The 16,952-nt window shown below is 64.8% G+C and carries 17 protein-coding genes and 1 pseudogene; 8 read left to right on the top strand and 10 right to left on the bottom strand.

What is annotated here, in order from left to right; translation table 11 throughout:
* Positions 1-11: 11 nt before the first annotated feature.
* Together RX329_RS03935 and RX329_RS03930 are read left to right on the top strand one after the other, a co-directional pair.
* Positions 12-1,589, top strand: coding sequence for a cation:proton antiporter (locus tag RX329_RS03935; RefSeq protein ID WP_085361121.1), 1,578 nt, complete (start codon positions 12-14; stop codon positions 1,587-1,589).
* Positions 1,590-1,668: 79 nt separating this feature from the next.
* The gene (locus tag RX329_RS03930; RefSeq protein WP_018453130.1) at positions 1,669-2,439 is read left to right on the top strand and encodes a hypothetical protein; all 771 of its coding nucleotides are present in this window, start codon (positions 1,669-1,671) and stop codon (positions 2,437-2,439) included.
* 159 nt (positions 2,440-2,598) lie between these two features.
* On the opposite strand, the gene RX329_RS03925 is transcribed toward RX329_RS03930, so the two are convergent.
* The 5 genes from RX329_RS03925 to RX329_RS03905 all read right to left on the bottom strand — a co-directional run bounded on the left by RX329_RS03925 (position 2,599) and on the right by RX329_RS03905 (position 7,657).
* On the bottom strand, positions 2,599-3,405 hold the full coding sequence (locus RX329_RS03925; RefSeq protein WP_085361122.1) for an SDR family NAD(P)-dependent oxidoreductase: 807 nt from the start codon (positions 3,403-3,405) through the stop codon (positions 2,599-2,601).
* A 15-nt stretch (positions 3,406-3,420) separates the two neighbouring features.
* Complete coding sequence (locus RX329_RS03920; RefSeq protein WP_198293337.1) at positions 3,421-3,798, bottom strand: DUF1850 domain-containing protein; 378 nt, start codon at positions 3,796-3,798, stop codon at positions 3,421-3,423.
* Positions 3,795-5,906, bottom strand: coding sequence for a TRAP transporter permease (locus RX329_RS03915; RefSeq protein WP_085384262.1), 2,112 nt, complete (start codon positions 5,904-5,906; stop codon positions 3,795-3,797). The genes RX329_RS03920 and RX329_RS03915 overlap by 4 nt, the downstream gene beginning before the upstream one ends.
* 161 nt (positions 5,907-6,067) lie before the next feature.
* Positions 6,068-7,015 (bottom strand): TAXI family TRAP transporter solute-binding subunit, encoded by a 948-nt coding sequence (locus RX329_RS03910; protein ID WP_018453126.1) that lies wholly within the window; start codon positions 7,013-7,015, stop codon positions 6,068-6,070.
* A 162-nt stretch (positions 7,016-7,177) separates the two neighbouring features.
* Positions 7,178-7,657, bottom strand: coding sequence for a hypothetical protein (locus tag RX329_RS03905; protein WP_018453125.1), 480 nt, complete (start codon positions 7,655-7,657; stop codon positions 7,178-7,180).
* A 194-nt stretch (positions 7,658-7,851) separates the two neighbouring features.
* Between RX329_RS03905 and RX329_RS03900 the strand changes: the two genes are divergently transcribed.
* Entirely contained in the window at positions 7,852-8,154 is a 303-nt protein-coding gene (locus RX329_RS03900; protein WP_026232467.1) for a hypothetical protein, read from the top strand.
* Between the two features lie 159 nt (positions 8,155-8,313).
* Here the strand turns inward: RX329_RS03900 and RX329_RS03895 are convergent, their stop codons facing one another.
* Both RX329_RS03895 and RX329_RS03890 read right to left on the bottom strand, forming a co-directional pair.
* The gene (locus tag RX329_RS03895) at positions 8,314-9,528 is read right to left on the bottom strand and encodes a hypothetical protein (RefSeq protein ID WP_018453123.1); all 1,215 of its coding nucleotides are present in this window, start codon (positions 9,526-9,528) and stop codon (positions 8,314-8,316) included.
* Between the two features lie 70 nt (positions 9,529-9,598).
* Positions 9,599-10,228, bottom strand: a complete 630-nt coding sequence (locus RX329_RS03890; protein WP_085361123.1) for an NUDIX hydrolase — start codon at positions 10,226-10,228, stop codon at positions 9,599-9,601.
* Positions 10,229-10,294: 66 nt separating this feature from the next.
* On the opposite strand from RX329_RS03890, the gene RX329_RS03885 reads away from it, so the two are divergent.
* The 4 genes from RX329_RS03885 (at position 10,295) to RX329_RS03870 (ending at position 14,125) form a co-directional block, all read left to right on the top strand.
* Positions 10,295-10,720 (top strand): PaaI family thioesterase, encoded by a 426-nt coding sequence (locus tag RX329_RS03885; RefSeq protein WP_085384272.1) that lies wholly within the window; start codon positions 10,295-10,297, stop codon positions 10,718-10,720.
* Positions 10,721-10,999: 279 nt separating this feature from the next.
* On the top strand, positions 11,000-12,010 hold the full coding sequence (locus tag RX329_RS03880; RefSeq protein ID WP_085361124.1) for an aldo/keto reductase: 1,011 nt from the start codon (positions 11,000-11,002) through the stop codon (positions 12,008-12,010).
* Positions 12,011-12,023: 13 nt separating this feature from the next.
* Positions 12,024-13,337 (top strand): tetratricopeptide repeat protein, encoded by a 1,314-nt coding sequence (locus RX329_RS03875; RefSeq protein WP_085384263.1) that lies wholly within the window; start codon positions 12,024-12,026, stop codon positions 13,335-13,337.
* Positions 13,338-13,534: 197 nt separating this feature from the next.
* On the top strand, positions 13,535-14,125 hold the full coding sequence (locus tag RX329_RS03870; RefSeq protein WP_018453119.1) for a hypothetical protein: 591 nt from the start codon (positions 13,535-13,537) through the stop codon (positions 14,123-14,125).
* 38 nt (positions 14,126-14,163) lie between these two features.
* Here the strand turns inward: RX329_RS03870 and RX329_RS03865 are convergent.
* A pseudogene (locus tag RX329_RS03865) lies at positions 14,164-14,291 on the bottom strand (oleate hydratase); the annotation flags it as partial.
* 270 nt (positions 14,292-14,561) lie between these two features.
* Between RX329_RS03865 and RX329_RS03860 the strand changes: the two are divergent.
* Entirely contained in the window at positions 14,562-14,882 is a 321-nt protein-coding gene (locus RX329_RS03860) for a hypothetical protein (RefSeq protein ID WP_018453118.1), read from the top strand.
* 58 nt (positions 14,883-14,940) lie between these two features.
* Here the strand turns inward: RX329_RS03860 and RX329_RS03855 are convergent, their stop codons facing one another.
* A complete protein-coding gene (locus tag RX329_RS03855) occupies positions 14,941-16,212 on the bottom strand; it encodes a flavin monoamine oxidase family protein (RefSeq protein ID WP_085361125.1) in 1,272 nt (423 codons plus the stop codon).
* Between the two features lie 10 nt (positions 16,213-16,222).
* The gene (locus tag RX329_RS03850) at positions 16,223-16,933 is read right to left on the bottom strand and encodes a RibD family protein (RefSeq protein WP_085361186.1); all 711 of its coding nucleotides are present in this window, start codon (positions 16,931-16,933) and stop codon (positions 16,223-16,225) included.
* Positions 16,934-16,952: the final 19 nt, after the last annotated feature.

Here is a 16,952-nt window from a genome sequence, read left to right as displayed (position 1 = left end):
GGTGCTAGCTTGTGGCGCCGCTCAAATCGGGTTCGGGGATCAACGTGTCGACATTCGAATGGATCATCGTGCTTCTGCTCGGCGCCGTTGCATTATCGGCGCTGGCGCGGCGGATCAAGGTCCCCTACCCGACCTTTCTCGCAATCGGGGGCGCACTGATCGCCTTTGTGCCGTCGAGCCCGTCCTGGACGCTGGAGCCCGACCTGGCGTTGGCTCTTTTTGTCGCACCGGTCCTGCTCGATGCCGCCTTCGACACCTCGCTGCGCGATCTCCGCAACAATTGGGTTCCGGTCTCCACCCTCGTCGTCGCCGCGGTCGGCTTGACCACGGCCGCTGTGGCCTACGTCGCGCACCGGCTGATGCCTGATATGCCCTGGGCCGCCGCGGTTGCGCTCGGCGCCATCGTGGCCCCGCCGGACGCGGCCGCCGCGGTCGCGATCCTGAGCCAGGTGAAGCTGCCTCACCGCATGGTGAAGGTCCTGGAAGGCGAGAGCCTGCTCAACGACGCGACCGCGCTCCTGATCTATCGCATCGCCGTCGGAGCGATCGCCACCGAGCATCTGGCATGGAGCCAGGTCGCGCCAACCATGGCTCTGGCGCTGGTCGGCAGCGTCGTTGCCGGCTATCTCGCCGCGCGAGTCATGCCACTGGTGATCGTGCAGATCACGGAGGCTCCCAGTTCGATCATCATGCAATTCGCCACTACCTTCATGGTCTGGATCGGCGCTGAACATCTCGGCCTCTCCGGCATCCTCACCATCGTCGTGTACGCCATCACGATGGCACGCGCTGCACCCGCTCGCATGCCGGCGCGGTTGCGGGTGCCGTCCTACGCGGTGTGGGATACGATGGTGTTCGTGCTCAACGTGCTCGCGTTCATGCTGATCGGCATGCAGATGCGACCGATCTGGACGCGGCTGGACGCGGACGTGCGCTGGGACTATTGCCTGGCCGCCGCCTGGATCCTGCTCACCGTGGTCCTGGTCCGGTTGGCCTGGGTCACGCTCTACCGCACGACGCTACGCACGCTGGTGGCGCACGGGATCTATCACCCCAAGGATCCGAAGCAGGTCGCCTCCGCCAAGGGCGGCCTCATCATCTCCTGGTGTGGCATGCGCGGCCTCGTCACGCTCGCCACCGCCTTTGCCTTGCCGGAAAACTTTCCGCATCGTGACTTCATCGTCTTCTCGGCGTTTGCGGTCGTGCTCGGCACGCTGGTCGTGCAGGGCCTGACCTTGCGGCCGCTGATCCTGGCGTTCGGCCTCAAGGACGACGATCCCGTCGGCATCGAGGTCGCGCGCGCCCGCGCCGTCGCCTATCGCGCGGCGCTCGACGCGATCGAGGACGATCCGTCGGAGGAAGCCGAAATCCTGCGGCTCGAATATCGTGCCATCCTGATGCAGGCCGACGACGATCCCCATGGTGGCATCACCAACGGCGAATTGCCCGCCGATCCGCTGCGCCGCCGCGCCATCGAAGCCGCGCGAAAATCGATCTTCGACCTCCGGGCCACCGAGGTGATCGGTGACGACGCGTTTCACAGGGTCGAGGAGGAGCTCGATCGCGCGGAACTGAGCGCGGGGGGTTAGATTTTCGTCATCCCGACAAGCACCCTGCACAGGTGGCTAGGGGTTTGAACCAAACGCCGCCTCTCCAGACTCATCCCTCATGACGACCCTGATCGACGACCGTCGTGTGCGCGCGCGAGATGCGTCGCCCGCACGATATTTCTATCTCCACATGGCACTGGCCTGCGCGGCCACCGCCTTTCTCGGCTTCGCACCGACCTATTTTGTGCCGCTCGCGAACCGGACATTGTCCGCAAGCCCCGTCATTCATTTCCACGGCCTGTTGTTCTTCACCTGGTCTCTCTATTTCGTGATCCAGACGTGGCTCGCCGCCTCAGGCCGCATGGTCAATCACCGTGCGCTCGGCATAGCCGGCGTTTCGCTCGCGACCGCGATGACGATCTTCGGCTTCCTCGCCTCCGTCCATGTGATGCAGCATTCCGCGGCGCTCGGCCAGAAAGAGGCCGGCATCGCCTTCTCGATCGTGCCGATGAGCGGGATCGCGTTCTTCGCTGGTGTATTCGTGCTCGCGATCATGAACACGCGAAAGCCGGAGATTCACAAACGCCTGATGCTGCTCGCGGCGGTCTCCATCCTCGATGCCGCGATCGCGCGCTGGTTTCTCACTTTCCTCGCGCCTTCGGGACCGCCAGGGCCGCCGCCGGTGCCCGTCACCATCGCGCCCGCGATGGTCGCTTCGCTGCTGCTCGTCGTCGCCATGGTACGCGACTGGCGCACCGCGGGCCGAGTGCATCCAGTCTACATCACCGGCACGCTCGCGCTGCTGGCGGTGAAGGTGCTGAACTGGCCGATCAGCGAAACGGCGGCATGGCATTCATTCGCCGGCGGGATTCTGGCGCTGGCGCAATGATGTCGTCCTGGCGAAAGCCAGGACCCATTACCCCGAATGCCGAATGTTGAAGTAGCCGGAGCCGCCAGCCTTCGTCAAACTTCTCCCTGGGGTTATGGGTCCTAGATCAGCGCTCGTTACGCTCGCTTGTCCAGGACGACGGCGAACACGGAACGACGCCTAGGCCCCCGCCTTGCACGTGATCCCGCCGTCCACCACGAGCTCGATGCCCGTCACATATTTCGCTTCGTCCGAGGCCAGGAACAGCGCGGCGTTGGCGACGTCGAAAGCGTCGCCCATGTGGCCCATCGGCACTTGCGCATCGCGCGCCCGCCACATCGCTTCAACATCGCCCTTGGCATAGCTGTTCGCAAGACCTGCGGAATGTTCCACCATCGGCGTCTTCATCAGGCCGGGCAGGATCGCGTTGACGCGGACATAGTGGCGCGCGAACTCGATCGCGGTGGTGCGGGTCATCTGGTTCATCGCCGCCTTCGAGGTGCCGTACGTGACGTAGGAGATGCCCATGTGGCGGATCGAAGCGATCGAGGAGATGTTGATGATCGAGCCACCGCCCTGTTTCACCATCACGGGGATGACGTGCTTCATGGCGAAATAGGCGCTCTTGAGGTTGACGCTGAAGACCCGGTCCCAACTTTCCTCGGTCACTTCGACCACGCTGCCCATCTCGGCGATGCCGACATTGTTGTCGAGCACGTCGATGCGGCCGTAGGCCTTGAGGCATGCCGCGACCATCGCCTCGACCTCGCGCGCATGCGAGACGTCGGCCGTGAACGCGCTCGCCTGGCCGCCTTCGTCCGCGATGATCTTCGCGGTCTCCTCGGCGGCCGCGCCGTTGCGATCGACGCAAAACACCTGCGCACCCTGGCGGGCAAAGGTGACCGCGGTGGCCTTGCCGTTGCCCCAACCAGGCCCGATCGAGCCGGCACCCACCACCATCGCAACCTTGCCCGTGAGCCGACCCATCGCGTGTCTCCCTTATTATTGTTCTTTGCAGACGATCATCTTTGTGACGTTAGCACCAATGGGATGACCGACAATCTCGGACAACGTCCGGCACTTGCCGTCATGGCATAGCCGCCATTCGCCAGCCGCGTCCGAATTGCCCAGCACGACCTCCGGCATCGGCGCGCGCGCGGGCCTCCATTGAAACCAGCCGTCGACGAGGCGCGCCTCGGGCGGCGGCTCCATGCCGGGGCCGGTGCCCTTCACGCGTGCCTGCACCAGTTCGAGCCCGGCGGGGGTGACGCGCCAGTCTTCCTGCCAGTCGACCTTCGCGATCGAATGCGTCCACACCAGTGTGAACGCGGACAGCGCCAGCGCCTTCAGGCCTGAGGCTGTGACGAGGCAGAGGCTCACACCGCCTCGACCGGCGCCGGCGGCCGCCGCCGCCACTGCCACAGCACGATCGCAGCGGCGAGCAGGAAGCCCGCGGTGTCGCTGAACGGGAAGTCGCCGAGCAGGCACAGCGCGGCACCGAGCGCGACCAAACGTTCGAGGAACGTCAGGCGCGTGAACAGGAATCCGATCGCGACCATGCCGAACAGCGCGATCGCCACCAGCGCCTTGACAGTCGCCAATGCCACCGCGCCGTAGAAGCCGAGCTTGGCCGCCATGGGATCGCCGCCCTGCAGCATCAGCGCCGGCGAATAGACGAAGATGAAGGGGATGACGTAGCCGGCGAGCGCGATGCGCATCGCCTCCCAGCCGATCTTGTCCGGATTCTCCTTCGCGATCGGTGCTGCGGCAAGCGCGGCCAGCGCCACCGGCGGCGAGAGGTCCGCCATGATGCCGTAATAGAACGCGAACATGTGGCTTGCGATCAGGGGCACACCCAGTTTGGCCAGCGCGGGCGCCGCGAGCGCTGCCGTGATGATGTAGGTCGGGATGGTCGGGATGCCGGTGCCGAGCAGGATCGACAGCAGCATGGTCATGATCAGTGCCAGGAACAGGCTCTTCTCGCCGAGATCGATCACCCAGCCGCCGAAGATGGTGCCGACGCCGGTCTGCGACATCATGCCGATGATGACCCCGACGATGGCGCAGGCCATGCCGACGGTGATCGCGGATTTGGCGCTTTCAGCCAAGGCATCGCGGCAGGCGCGCAGGGCGGAAAATCCGCCACGCACGAACGCAGTGATCACGATCAGCGCGACGACGACGCCTGCGACCGGCACGATCTGAAGGCCGTCGCGCGAGAGCGCCGCGACGACGAGCGCGAGCCCGATCCAGAAGACATAGCGGATCGCCATCGAAGACGCGCCTGTCGTGATGGCGGTGCCAAGGATCAGCGCCACTGTGAGCGCGAGGCCCATGCTGCCGGCATAGAGCGGCGTAAAACCTTCGAACAGCATGTAGACCAGCGCCGCGAGCGGCAGCACGAGATACCAGCGCGTCACCAGGGCCTTCCAGGCGCTCGGAATCTCCGAGCGCTTCATGCCGGTGAGCCCGTGCTTGCCGGCCTCCAGATGCACCATCCAGAAGGCGGAGGCGAAATAGAGCATCGCGGGAATCGCGGCCGCCTTCACGATCTCAGAATATTGGACGCCGAGCGTCTCTGCCATGATGAAGGCGACCGCGCCCATCACCGGCGGCATGATCTGCCCACCCATCGACGCTGTCGCTTCGACGCCGGCCGCGAACGCGCGGCGATAGCCGAACCTGATCATCAGCGGAATCGTGAACTGGCCGACGGTGACGACGTTGGCGACGCCGGAGCCGGAGATCGTGCCCATCATGCCCGAGGCGAACACCGCGACCTTGGCCGGGCCGCCGCGGGTCCTGCCGAATAACCCAAGAGAAACGTCGGTGAAGAGCTGGATCATGCCGGCGCGCTCCAGGAACGAGCCGAACAGGATGAACAGGAAGATGTAGGTCGCCGAGACGTAGATCGGCACGCCGTAAAAACCTTCGGTGCCGAACGACAGATGCGTGACGATCTGGTCGAAATCATAGCCGCGATGGTTGAGCGGTGACGGCAGATACTGGCCGAAGAACCAGTAGACGAGACAGGCGCCGCACATCAGCGGGAGCGCTGCGCCCATCAGCCGCCGCGTGCCCTCGAAGATCAGGACGGCGAGCAGCGTGCCGACCACCAGATCGAGGCGCGTCGGATCGCCGTCACGTGCGATCAGATCCGCATAGAAGATCCATTGATAGAGCCCGCACAGAAAGCCCATGCCGCCGATCAGCCAGCCGATCGCGCGGCCGAAATCGCTTTTGGCGGTGAAGTTGCCGATCAGGCCGAAGGTGAGGAGAATGAGGAAGCCGACATGGACGCCGCGCACCACCTGGCTCGGCAGATAATTGAAGGCCGCGACATAAAGCTGGAAGATCGCGAAGGCGATGCCGATCCAGTAGGCGAGCGTGCCCCACCAGCCCGGGCCAAAGCCTTCCGGAAAACCGTGCTCGAAATTGTCGAACTCGACCTTGATGGGCTCTTGAGCGCCCTCTGCCTTCTCCAGCATTTCAACCCATCCCCAATCGTCGAGCGCTTATAGCATTGGCACGGTCCATCCGCGCCGTCATGCCCGGGCTTGTCCCGGGCATCCACGATCTTTCTCGCCTGGCCTTAGAACGTGGATGGCCGGGACAAGCCCGGCCATGACGTCCGATAACGAGGCCGACGTTACTTGATCAGCCCCTTTTCCTTGTAATAGCGGATCGCGCCGGGGTGCAGCGGAACCGGGCTGCCGCTGGCGGCCGTCTCGAGCTTGATCTCCTTGCCGGCCGCATGCGCGTTGGCGAGTTCGGGCAGCGACTCGTAGACCAGTTTTGTCATCTGGTAGGCGAGATCGTCCGACACCGCCGAGCTGGTGACGAGGTAGTTGACCACCGCCGCAGTCGGCACGTCCTTGTCCTGCCCGGTGTAGGTGTTGGCGGGAATGGTCGCCGCGATGAAGGGCAGGCCGATCTTGTCGACGGTCTCCTTCGGCACCGACACCACCACGATCGGGCTCGAGGTCGACAGATCCTTCAGCGAGGCCACGCCGAGCCCGGCCGATTGCAGCGTCGCGCCGAGCTGGCGGTTCTTCATGAGGTCGACGGATTCGGCAAACGGCAGATACTCGACCTTGCCAAGATCCTTGTAGCTCATGCCGGCCGCCGCCAGGATGGCGCGCGAATTCAGCTCCGTGCCCGATTTCGGCGCGCCGACCGACAGGCTCTTGCCCTTGAGATCCGCAAGCGTCTTGATGCCGCTCTCGGCAGTCGCGACGATCTGGATGTAGTTCGGATAGATCGCGCCGATCGTGCGCAGCTTGTCGAGCTTGGACTTGAAGCCTGCTTCCTCGTCGCCATCCCAGGCCGCTTTCAGCGAGTCACCCAGCGTGAACGCGATCTCGCCGCGACCCTGCTGGAGCAGGATCAGATTCTCGACCGACGCCTTGGTGGCCTGCACCTGCGTCTTCACGTTAGGAATCTTGTCGCCGTAGATCTTCCCGATCGCGACCCCGAGCGGATAGTAGACGCCGGAGGTGCCACCGGTCAGCACATTGATAAAGGATTGCGCCTGCGCGCAAGGTGCCGAGGCCGCCAGAGCAAGAGCCGCGGCCACGCCGAAAATCGTTCGTTTCATGATCTTTCTACTCCCCAAACCGGCCGGAAGTTGGCCGGATGAGGGGGGCGGGTCAACCCATCCAAAAGTCAAAACAGGACTGCAGTAAATGGCTGTGCTGGTTCGATTTTTGGGGAACTCGCCAGGTGCGGCGAGGTGGCGCAGCCAGGTCTGGTCAGCCCCTCACTGGAAGGTCATGTCCAGGCATTTGGAGATGTCGGAGCCGAGGCCGGAGGAGATGATGATGCAGCCGCGCACCTTCTGCGCGCCGACGTCGGCGGCCCACACCGAGTAGCCGCCGGGGCCGAAGAACGAATTGGTGTTCGGCGGCTCGGTCTCGGTCGCGTCGAAATCGTAATGGCCGTCGGTGTCGAAGATGCGCGGCTTCTTGGTACAGCCGCCGTCGGTCTGGACGTTGATGACTTCCTTGTTGTCCCGGGTCAGCGCCAGCGAGACCTGACAACGGAAATATTCCGAGGTCTTGGTGTTGAAGAGGTAGGTGTATGACTTGCAGGTCGCGGTGTTCAGCTTGCCCGGGGCCAGGCCGCGGCTGCACGAGATCCTCTGGTTGTGGCTGAGCTGGTAATCATCGGCACGGGCGGCCGGCGCGAGCACCGTCAGCAACAGGCCGGCGGCCCAGCAAGCTTTAATGACGAGGTTCATTCGAATCATCCCCTACCCAATGTTTTTGTCGAATTGCGTTCTAGACGGAAAGCGGAACATAGTCGCGCGGGGACGAAGGGAAAATCACAAACTGCTCGGCAAGACGTGATGCGCTGCGGCGCTTTCGCAAATTGACCTGAAAGCGCCGTTCGTGATTTGTTCAAGCCGGGAGCCTCGATGGGGAGGATAGGGTGATGGCATTTTCGACAAGGATATTTTTGGTGACGGCCGTGCTCGGCGCGTTCGCTGCACCCGCATTGGCGCAGACCGCTGCAACACCTTGGGAGCTCAAGCCCGACACCGGCTACGCCTATGACAAGGACGGCAAGACCTTCTCCTACAAGATGGGCACCAGCAATGCCGGCGAACTTCTGAAGGGCGCCAAGAAGGTGCCGAAGGGCACGCTGTTCTTCCTCGGCCACAACGGCCAGCTCTACATGCGCAGCGGCCCGTATCTGGAAGGCGACGGCAAGTTCAAGTTCGGGTCGGATCAGTAGGGCGAGGTCGCGGCGACGCCACACACTGCTGTCGTCCCGGCGAAGGCCGCGACCCATACCGCGTGATCCCTCGATTGCGTACGGCCGCAGTACCGAACGACCGTCCTCCCAAACTATGCCCTGTGGTGATGGGTCCCGGCCTTCGCCGGACGACGCCGCCTAAAACGCCCCCGCCAGCTCGCGCGCGCCGGCGTTGTTGCTGTTGCTGTCCATCCTCGTATCCGTCACCGCCAGCAGCTTCGCCACCGTGTTGTGGCGGATCGCGACCGGGTTACGCTCGTAGCCGCCGCGCTGGAAGAAGTTCGAAGTCGGCACCTGCTCGCGCATTACCTGCGGCATTGTCACCATGTCGAGGCCGGTGCCGTCGCCGGTGAGGTTCATCATCTCGAGCTCGGCCGCGCTGAGCGGGCGGTTGTAGCCCTTGGCACGCGCGAACAGCACCGAGGTGAGCAGCTTGTGAGTCTGCAGCATCGGCCCGATATCGATGTCGAGCACCATGGCATGCATGGCCCAGCCCTGCGCGGTGTTGCCGATCTTCTCGTGCTCCGACCAGGTGTCGGGCACCGACTTGGCGTGCGCCACCATTTTCTTGAGCACAGTGAGCTTGTGCTCGAGCGACTGACGCGCCGGGCCTGAGGTCCGCGCCACCTTGTCAGAGAGAGCGCGGATGAATTCATGGCCTTGCTCGGCCAGCAGCTCGACGCTGTTGGTCGTCAGCAGCTGGTTGTAGCCCATCGCGGTCGAAATGGCGCGCTTGCCGCCATGTTCGATTCCCGCCTGCACGTCGTAACTGCCGGTGCCGCCGGTCTCGAACGCGTAGACCCGCACCGCCTGCTCGCGCGTCAGCCCCGAGGCCAGCGCGTAGCGTGCATAGACGCGCTTGAATTCGACTTCGTTGGCCGGCCGCTGTGGCGTGAACTGATAAAGCTCCTGCGCCGCGCGCAGCAGATCGGCGACCACCGGGATCGGCTTTTTCGTCGGGCGGTCCGGGGTTTCCTCCGGCTCCGGATTCACCGGCCGTTTCGGCCCGTTATAGAGCGGCGGATGCTCCAGCACGTAATCGTCGAGCGTGACCTGCTGCCCGCTGCGCCGCTTGGCATTACGGCCTTTCCGCTTCTCGGAGATCTGACTCCAATAGGCGCCGGCTTCCTCGTCAAAGGCCGCGCGCGCCGCCTGATACTCCTGCAGCTTGCGGCGATATTCCAGCACGGCGGGCGACACGCCGCCTTGCGCAAAGAACTGCGACAACAGCTGGGCATTGGCATTGCGGACGGCCGGCGGCAGCGCGTCGGATTCGCCGCCGCGCACGGCAGGCGCGAGCAGGACGAGCGCGAGTGGAACCAGTCTCACGGCATTTCGAATCGATTGATGCATGCTGCCCTCTTAGCAGGCATCCGGTAACTGTCACGTTAACGCGCCGTTTACCTCGTTTTCGCCCCTCGCGTCATTTCCAGGCGAGTACCGGCTGTTCCAGCTCGGTGACGCGGGTGTGCCGTCCTGCCAGCACTTCGCGGAACTGGTAGATCAGGGCCGCCGTCGGTGCGTGAATCAAGCTCGACTGATGATGGAAACGGATCACACGGCGCGTGCTCTCGGGGATCGCGACGAAATCGAAGGCGTCGGCGCGCTCGACCGTCGCAAGCGCGATGCGATGGACGGAGGCGACCTCGTCCGGGTTTGGTTTGATCGCGGCACTATCGGCGGCCCAGACCACGACCGGCGTGATCAGATAACCGGAGCGGGTCGGATAGTCATCGAGCGTGCCGAGCACCTCCGCGCCGGTGAGGCGCAGGCCAAGCTCCTCGTCGAGCTCGCGCAGTGCCGCCTGGACCGGCGTCTCGCCGGCATCGCAGCGTCCGCCGGGAAGAGCCCATTGGCCGCGATGGGCGTGCAGATGCGATGCGCGCAGCGTGAGCAGGAACGCCGTGTCATCGCGCTCGCTGGCTGCGGTCAGCGCAATCACCACAGCGGCACGCTTCAACGCCGCCGGCGCCTCATCCTCCGGCAGCCGCGTGAAGGCCGCACAGGCAGCCGCGATATTCCGCCGTGTGGCATCGTCGAACGGTCTCATCATGCTTGACTACACCACGTCCGGCCCCGATGAAACGAGATCGCACGACCCGCTCAGGAAATGGACGACATGACCAACAAGACCGCCGCGAGGCTGAAAGCAGACGGCTGGACCATCCTGGAGACCACGGGCTTCATGCACCTGATCGGCCCATTGTGGGAGCGCAAGGTCGACGGCCAGTACGAATTCGCACTTGCGACCGAGGACAAGCACCACAATCGCCGCGGCATGGTCCAGGGCGGCGTGATGATGACGTTCGCGGACCGTACCTGCGGCATGACTGCCCGCTATGTCTCGGGCAAGGAGTTCATGGCGACGGTGCAGCTCGACACCCATTTCGTCGACGCCGGCCAGATCGGCGACATCCTGATCTCCCGCCCGCGCGTGGTGCGCTCGACGCGCAGCCTGATCTTCATGAGCACGGAGGTCAGCGTGGACGGCCGCTGCGTGGTGATGGCCAATGGCGTGTTCAAGATCTTGAAGGGGCCGGGGTAACTCCACACCCAACGCTGTCATTTCCCGCGAAGGCGGGGAATCCAGTACGCCGCGGCTTCTCGATTGAACTACAGCCCTCTCGGAATACTGGATCGCCCGGTCAAGCCGGGCGATGACAGCTGAGAGCGTAGCAAGCATCTCCGCCAACCGCGTCATTGCGAGCGCAGCGAAGCAATCCAGACTGCCGCCGCAGACGCATCTCTGGATTGCTTCGCTGCGCTCGCAATGACGGAGTGAGACGGTTATGCTGTCGCCAGAAGAAGCAGCAAGGACGCGCCCATGCAATACCGCCAACTCGGCCGCAGCGGCCTGAAAGTGTCGCCGATCTGCTTGGGCACCATGATGTTCGGCGGGCCGACCGATGAAGCCACCTCAAAGCGGATCATCGCGAAGGCGCACGAGGCCGGGGTCAATTTCATCGACACCGCCGACGCCTATTCCAAGGGCGCATCCGAACAGGTCGTGGGACGCGCCATCGGCAACAACCGTCACGCCTGGGTGCTGGCCACGAAACTCGCCAATCCCATGGGCGACGATCCCAACCGTGTCGGCCTGTCGCGACGCTGGGTCTTGCAAGCGGCGGATGAGAGCCTGAAGCGGCTCGGCACCGACCACATCGACATCTATTATCTGCACAAGGAAGACCATTCGACGCCGCTGGAGGAGACGGTGCGCGCGATGGGCGATTTGATCCGCGCCGGCAAGGTGCGCTATTTCGGCGTCTCGAACTACCGCGCCTGGCGCGTCGCCGAAATCTGCAACATCTGCGACCGGCTCGGCATCGACCGGCCCGCGGTGAGCCAACCCTATTACAACGCCATGAATCGCATGCCCGAAGTCGAGCACTTCCCGGCCTGCTCCTATTACGGCCTCGGCATCGTGCCCTATAGCCCCCTGGCGCGCGGCGTGCTGACCGGCAAATACACGCCCGACGCGGCTCCCGACAAGGAGACGCGCGCGGGCCGCAATGACACCCGCATGATGCAGACCGAATGGCGGCCGGAATCGCTCCAGCTGGCGCAAGAGATCAAGGTTCACGCCGAAAAGAAGGGCATCACCGGCGGCCAGTTCGCGGTCGCCTGGGTGCTGAACTCCGCCTTTGTCTCCTCGACCGTTGCCGGCCCGCGCACCGAGGAGCAATGGGACGGCTACATCGGCGCGCTCGACTATCGGTTCACCGCCGAGGACGAGGCGCTGATCGACAGACTGGTCGTGCCGGGTCATCCTTCGACGCCAGGCTACAACGACCCGGCCTATCCGATCGAAGGACGTCGCGCGCGGACGGCCTGAGCCGGAGACAAGGATGGCCCTCGAAGATCGCTATGGCCTGCCGATCTCCACCTCTTCGCCCGAGGCGGCATCCGCTTATCGTGAGGGCGTCGACCTCATGCTCGCGGGCTGGACCGGCACGGCGGAAACGCTGGAGCGCGCGACTGCGGCCGATCCGGATTTTGCGCTGGCCCATATCGCCCGCGCCCGCCTGCATGGCTTCTATCAGCAAGGCGACCTGGCACGTCAGAAGGCGGCCCTCGCGCGTGAGCTCGTGGCGACACGCGGCACGGAACGCGAGCGTTCGCATGTCGAGACGCTGGCGCTCGCAATCGAGGGCCGGCTGCCGGAGGCGATCGCGGCAACGATGAAGCACGTCGAGGCGTGGCCGCGCGATGCATTGGTGCTGTCGCTGCCGCTCGGCGCCTTCGGCCTGTTCGCGTTCTCCGGCATGGCCGATCACGACCGCGCGCGGCAGGAGCTGTGCGAGCGCGTCGCGCATGACTATGGCGAGGATTGGTGGTTCCTCACCATGTACGGCTGGGCGATGACCGAGAACGGCAATGTCGGTCGCGGCCGCGGTGTCACCGAGCGCGGCTTCGAGCTGCGCCGGCAGAATGCCCATGCTGTGCACGCCGTGCTGCATGCGATGTTCGAGGACGGTTCGATCGAAGCGGCCGACCGGCTCGTCGACGACTGGATCCCCTCTTACGACCGCGCCGGGATCTTGCACGGCCACATCCGCTGGCATCAGGCGCTCGGCGCGCTGGAGCATGGCGATGCCGCGCGGGCGCTCGCGATCTATGCCGATGTGCTGCAGCCAAAGGCCACACAGGCGCCGCCGCTCAATCTCGTCACCGACGGTGCGTCACTGCTCTGGCGCCTGTCGGCTTACGGCCACGCCGTGCCGAGAGCGCTCTGGGTCGAAGCCGATGCCACCGCGCAAAGACTGTTTCCGAAATCGAGCCTGCCCTTCGCCGATATCCACATGGCACTGTTCGCAGCCGCAACGCAAAATCGCGAGGCGCTTGTCGCGCGGTTGACCGCGATCGAGCAGCGGCTCGCCAATGGCAAGCTGCCGGCCGGCCCCGTCGTGCCGGCGGTCTGCCGCGCGCTGGCAGCCTTTGCGGACGAGGATTACGCGGCATGCGTGCAAATGCTCGCGCCGGTCCTCGACGAGGTCGTGCGTCTCGGCGGCAGCCACGCCCAGCGCGAGTTGATCGAGGACACTTTTGTCGTTGCCCTCATGCGCAGCGGCGACCTGCCGCGCGCCCGCGCCCTGCTCGACGCCCGCCTGCACCGCCGCCCATCCTTGCGCGATACGCGCTGGCGGGCGGCTATGGGGTAGTCCCGCCACGAAAAAAACACCGGCCTGACGGCAAGTGCTGGCCGGGAATGGGTTGGGCGATATGGGCGAATTGCCGTTGGGGTGGCGCGGTGGTATTTCAGACGAGTCCGGCAGAACAAACGGGATCGCAACCAATTTACGGTTCGCTGGTTATCCGACGGGACTTTTCGGTCGTTCCCTGGCATGTGAGCCTTCCGATGCGCCTCTGCCGCCCCATCCTCGCTGCTGCCCTCGTCGCCACCTTGGTCCTCTTGGCAAGCCCTTGTTTTGCCGAGTCTTCCGCGCCGATTCCCGTCAACAATCCGCCCGGGCAACAGACCGCCTTTATCGACTTGCTGGCGCTGATGTCCGGCCACTGCAAGACGTTGAAGGTTGCCGGCCGCACCTTCCCCTGCAAGACGGTCGCCTACGCTCATGGTGACAAGGGCCGGGTCAATTTCACGGTCGCGGTCGACGATCCCGCTGATGACAATCACGTCGTGTCGTTCTCCGGCGAGAACGGCAAGCGCGCCGACGACAATTCCTACGAGCTGCCGATCGACCGCATGCTGCTCAACTCCAAGGACCGCCCCAAGGTCGACGGGCTGCCGGTGCCGGCCGAGCAGACCTCCACCGGCCTCTGCCGCCAGACCGGCAATTTCGCCGCCAAGAAGGTGAACGACGTCACCTGCTCCGCGACCGACAGCGAGGGCCGGAAGTACGAACTCCTGTTCGTCTCCGACGGCACGCCGGTGAGCGTGCGCCGCATCAGGCAGTCGGCGCCGTCGATCCAGGATCCGTTCAAATAGCTCCATCCGTTACGTGAACGCCTTTCCAGCGTCGCGAAGAAGGCGAGATTGACGGAGTTCCTGGGCACCGGCAGCGGTCGGCCGCGCTGCGCGGCATGAACATGCTGGTGATGTAGGGCATGCGGCAGGGAATGCAGATCGCATCCTCGAAGACGCCAGGGTCGAATTCAGATGGCCGCGCACCAGCTGTGTGTCGAAGCCGAGATTGCTCACCGACGAATTCGCGCGCATCGTCACCACCGATGACGTGATTGCGTCATTCGCGGCAGAGTGATGGCAGAGTTGCGATCACGCCGGTGATGCGACAATAGATCTCACGAGACGCAAGCAGCCGCGCGAACCGGACCAATGTAACTGCGTCGTTTCGACGCCCGCACTGGCCGGAACGTGCCGGATGACCATGTGTTGTCACACGACATTCAACCGGAGTGATGACATGAAGTATCTCTTTGTCGCGATGGCCGTCGGTGCTGCGGCGCTTGTCGGCGGATCCGCGGCGAACGCGGCCAATCATTCAAGTGCGAAACAGAACGCGCCAGCCGCCCAGTCAACCGACATCAGCGCGCAGCACAGGCACCACCATCACGGCTATCGCCATCACTGGCGTCCTCACCACCATCACGGATTTCATCGTCCGCACTACCGGAGCTACGGCTATTATCCGCGGCACCACGGCTATTACGGCGGTGGACCGTACGGATATTACGGCGGCGGCGGTCCCAGCGTGACGTTCGGCTTCGGCGGCAGCCGCTGGTAAGACGAAAGGCAGCAAGACGAAAGGCTCGCGAAACGCGGGCCTTTCTTTGCTCGTCAGCCTATTCCCGCAAGATTATCCCCGCCGTCTGTTGACCGCTCGCCAGCGCCGCTTCGACTGTACCCATGTCGGCTCCGCGATAGAGCGCCTCGCCGGAGAACAGCACCGGACCGTCGGCGCGCGCAAGGATCGTTTGCGCCTCGCGCGTTCGCGGCGTCGCCCAGGAATAAGCGCCGCGGGCGTAGGGATCGTGCGCCCAGTTTGTCGCGACCGCGATGACGAGTTCGCGTGCGAGGTCCTCGCGCGACAGGCCAAAGACGATCGCAAGCGAATCGAGCCCGGTATCGATCAGCGCTTGCGGGTCGAGACGCGACAGCGCTGCCGTGCGCGGGCCGCCGAACCATCCGGTCAGCACGGGATGCCGGTTCGGATATTGCGTCCACCACACCGGGATGGCCTGGTCGGACAAAAGGAAGGCCATGTCCGCGAGCTCTTCCTTGCGCTCACGCCACCATGGCCGCCTGAAGCGCAGCAGGATTTTTATCACGTTACCGAAGCCGATATCGTCGGCCGCCGCCGCCTTCGCGCGCGCGCGGCTCGGCAGCCCGATCTCGCGCAACAACGGCAACGGAACGGTGATGATCACGCGATCGCAGCCCTGCACGTCGCCGCCGACACAGCGAACGGCGATCGCGCCGCCCTCCTCCTCGATCGCCAACACCATGCAGCCGAAGCGAAACGTCACGCCAAGCTTGCGGCACTCGGCTGCCAGGAAGTCGATCATCCCACCATAGCCGCCCTTGATGCGCGCCTGCGGAGAGTGCCCGCCAGCCATCCATTCCTCGCGCAGCGCCAGCGTGGAGGCGGACTCGGGATCGGCCGCATCATAGCCCTCGACCATCCGCTCGATCGAATGGCGCAGCCGCGCATGCTCATCCCCGGCAAAATGCCGGCGCAGGAAATCGGCGACGGTGAGGTCGTCGTTCAATTCCCGAACCACGGCGTGCAGCTCAGCCTGATGCGGATCGTGGCGATCCTCGCGCACGATGTCAGCGCCGTCAAAGCCCCATCGCTCGCCCTCGATCTCCTGAAGGGACAGCCCGGCTTCACGCAGCAACGCGCGCGTGACCGGCGCCTCGCCGTGGACGAATTCGGCGCCGCCGTCGGCGGGGTAGCCGAACTCCGAAGCAGGCAGCGGATGGATGCGGCCGCCGCAGCGCTCGCGCGCCTCCAGGATTGTCACGGTCCTGCCCGCGCGCGCCAGCTCGCGCGCCGCCATCAGGCCGGCCGCGCCGGCACCGACAATGACGATATGCTCTGATGTTGCCGACATCTCGGTGCTGTTACTTGCCCATGGCCTGCGGATCGTTCTGGATCAGATAGCGCAGCAGCAGGACGCCGCCACCGACATCCCGCGTGCTCTCCAGCGTCATCGCGCTCAGTGGTGCGCGCCGGTCGCCGTCGGAGTCCATGGAATCGAACACGAATGGCGCGCCCTTGGCGCCGTCGATCGCGGGACTGAGGATCAGGTTGAACTCGTCGATCAGGCCGGCACGCAGGAACGCGCCGTTGGCGACGCCGCCGCCCTCCACCAGCAGGCGCTTCACGCCGAGCTCGCGGTTGAGGATGTCCAGCGTCAGCGCGAGGTCGATCTCGGACTTGCCGGCAAAGATATAGGACACGCCCTCGCCGCGGAGCCCCGCGAGATGCGAATCTGCGACGCTCTCGGTCAACACGACGACGATCGGATCGCCGCCGATATCGGAGCGGCCCCAGCCGATCTTGCCCTGCGCATCGAGCACGACGCCATAGGTTTTCGCGTCGCGTCGCGCGAACCAGTTTTCGCGCGGAAATTTCGCGTCCGCCGTCGTGGGATAGGGCTCGCCCTTGGCGAACTCCGAGCCGGTGATGCGGCCGATCACCCAGGCGTCGCCGCCGAGCTCGTCGTGGATCTTCTCGAACCAGTCCGTTCCTGCCCCCTTCGGGCGCCAGCGGCTCGGATGGGTGCGGCCGTCCAGACTCGAATGCATCAGGCAGATGACGTAAGGCTTCATGCGTATCTCCGGGCCGCGC

It is taken from the genome of Bradyrhizobium sp. BWC-3-1, assembly GCF_032917965.1.
GTDB lineage: Bacteria > Pseudomonadota > Alphaproteobacteria > Rhizobiales > Xanthobacteraceae > Bradyrhizobium > Bradyrhizobium canariense_D.
The sequence above is the reverse complement of the archived record's forward strand: the minus strand, read 5'-3'. Positions and strand labels throughout refer to the sequence as shown.